Annotated in this window: 2 protein-coding genes; both read left to right on the top strand. The window is 80.4% G+C overall.

Annotation, left to right across the window (positions count from 1 at the left end):
* Window positions 1-140 precede the first annotated feature (140 nt).
* Complete coding sequence (locus tag SSNG_RS31515) at window positions 141-1217, top strand: hypothetical protein (protein ID WP_007267999.1); 1077 nt, start codon at window positions 141-143, stop codon at window positions 1215-1217.
* 111 nt (window positions 1218-1328) lie between these two features.
* Window positions 1329-1985: FAD-binding protein (locus SSNG_RS31510; RefSeq protein WP_165365042.1), on the top strand; the 657-nt coding region annotated here is incomplete at its 3' end.

Here is a 1985-nt window from a genome sequence, read left to right as displayed (position 1 = left end):
CGCCCGCACCAGGGGCTGGCCGCCTTCGCGGGGGAACTCGCCGACGAGCACACCCGGCTGGACCTGCTGAACGTGGGGAACACCGGCGTCGCCGCCGCTCTCCGCCTCACCCTGCAGCACCGCCGGAGCCTGCCCGGCGGTTGTTCCACCAGCTGGGGCCGCACACCGGGGCCGCCCTCGACGTCCGCACCGCCGCCGCGCTCGGCGGCTGCCTGCCCAGCCAGGCCGCCTCCGCACTGGACCAGCTGGCCGCCGCCCAGCTGGTGGTGGAGGCGGGCCCGCAGTCCTACGTACTGCACGACCTGGTACGGCTCTACGCCCGCAGCCTGTCGCCGGGGCACGACCGGGAGGGGTTGCTGCGGCTGCTCGACCACTGGCTGCGCACGCTCCTCGCGGCCTGCGCCGCCGCCGAGCCGGGCAGTGAGCCCTGCTGCGCCCTGCCCGACGGCGTCCGGCGGGCCGCCCCCGTGCGGCCGTTCGCCGACCGCGCGGACGCCCTGGCCTGGTTCTCCGCCGAACGGGACGCGCTGCGCGGCGCGGTCGAGTCGGCCGTCGCCGCCGGGCTGCACGACCGCGCCTGGCGGCTGGTGCTGCTCCAGTGGCCGCTGATCGTGTGGCAGGTCCGCGACGGCTGGGTGCCGCTGCTCGAACGGGCGCTGGCCTGCGCCGAGGCCGACGGCGACCCCGGCGCGCAGTCCCGCGCCCGGGCCCTGCTCGGCTGGGTGCTGTCCGAGGAGGGCCGCCCCGAGGAGGCCCTCGCGCAGCTGGAGCTGGCGCCGGACCTCGCGGCCCTGGCGGGCGACGCCAACGCGGAGGCCATCGCCCGGATCAACCTCGCCGTGGCGCTCGTACGGGCGGGCGAACGCGCCCGGCCCGCGGAGCTGCTGGGCGCGGCGCTCCCGCTGGCCGAGCGGGCGGGCCGGCCGGACACGGCCGCCCTGGCCCACCAGCACCTCACGGAGCACCTGCTGACGGTGGGCGCGTCCGAGGCGGCCGTCGACCACGCGGTCCGCGGCCTGGCGCTGGCCGCCCCGCCGGCGGCGGCGCCCCGGCGGGTGGTGCTGCGCACCCTGTACGGCGAGGCCCTGGCGGCGACGGGCCGCAGGGGTGAGGCGGTGCGCCAGCTCGACGACGCCCTCCGGGAGGCGCGGGCCCACGCGTACGAGGAGGGCGAGAGCGCGGCCCGCGCGGCGCTGGCCGCGTTGACGGAACGTTAAAGCCGATCGGGGGGCCGCCCGCCGGCGCGGCCGTGGTCCGTTCGGGCGGGAAGCGGCGCCCGGCGGGCCCGCCTGCTCGGCGATCGGGCCCGGCGGTGGCAGGAAGGAGGGATGAGCCTTCCACGCCGCCGGGTCCTCGCGAGTACGGCAGCCGCCGTGCTCGCCGCCACCGGGCCGGGGGCGCGGGCGGCCGGCGCCCGGGCCGGCGGGGCGCGGCCGGGTGCGCGTACCGCGGGCGGGGCGGGGCCGGACTTCGGGGCGCTCGGCCGCGCGATGGACGGCCGGCTGGTCCTGCCGGGGGACGCGGACTACGCGGAGGCCCGGCAGCTCTTCCAGCCCCGCTACGACACGGTCGCGCCCGCGGCGGTGGCCTATCCCGCACACGCCGGGGACGTGGCCGTCTGCCTCGACTTCGCCCGCCGCTCCGCCGCGGCGGTGGTGCCGCGCGGCGGCGGCCACAGCTACGCGGGGTGGTCCACGCGCGCGGGCGGACTGGTGCTGGACACCGGCGCGATGGCCGCGGTGACCGTCGAGGGCGGCGAGGTGCGGGTCGGCGCCGGGGCCCGGCTCGCGGAGGTGCACGCCGCCCTCGCCGCGCGCGGCCTGGGCGTTCCCGCCGGGCTGTGCCCCTCCGTCGGCATCGCCGGGCTGGCCCTCGGCGGGCGGGCTCGGGCTGGGGCTCCCGTGCCTACGGGACCACCTCGGACCGGCTCTCGGGGTGCCCGCGGTGGTCACCCCGGGACGGGGTGGTCCGCGAGGTCGGCGCCG

This window comes from Streptomyces sp. C (genome assembly GCF_000158895.1).
Taxonomy (GTDB): Bacteria; Actinomycetota; Actinomycetes; order Streptomycetales; family Streptomycetaceae; genus Streptomyces; species Streptomyces racemochromogenes.
Note: the sequence above shows the minus strand (reverse complement) of the source record. Positions and strands in the feature narration are given on the sequence as shown.